The following is a 375-nucleotide window of genomic DNA, read 5'->3' on the forward strand; positions in this document are numbered from 1 at the left end:
GGCTCGGCAAGATCGAGCGCACGCGGTGTCGGCTCCAGCCCGCTCGGGCTGCGCACGAAGAGTTCATCCTGAAAAAGTTGGCGCAACCTGGCAAGTGCAGCACTCATCGCCGGCTGGGTGCGGCCGATGCGGGCGCCGGCCCGGGTGACGCTGCGCTCTGCCATGATCGCGTCGAAGGCGACGAGGAGGTTGAGATCGACCGCTGGAAGGTTATTCATGATGTGGATGATCCGGTCGACGACTATCGACCGGCAACATGTTGCAAACCCCGTCTAGATGCAAGAACCATGACGCCCTAGCGCGGTTCCCTGGAGATGCTGAGATAGCCGGGATCGAATTCGGCGATTTCCTGCAGGCGTTCCCAGTCGACGATGG

1 protein-coding gene and 1 pseudogene are annotated in these 375 nt (G+C 62.1%); both read right to left on the reverse strand.

Annotation, left to right across the window (positions count from 1 at the left end):
- On the reverse strand, positions 1-218 hold a 218-nt coding region (locus AF337_RS04270), incomplete at its 3' end, for a LysR family transcriptional regulator (RefSeq protein WP_152970895.1).
- A 77-nt stretch (positions 219-295) separates the two neighbouring features.
- Positions 296-375 (reverse strand): annotated as a pseudogene (locus tag AF337_RS41760) (Crp/Fnr family transcriptional regulator); the annotation flags it as partial.

Source organism: Rhizobium ecuadorense, from assembly GCF_001187535.1.
Classification (GTDB): Bacteria; Pseudomonadota; Alphaproteobacteria; order Rhizobiales; family Rhizobiaceae; genus Rhizobium; species Rhizobium ecuadorense.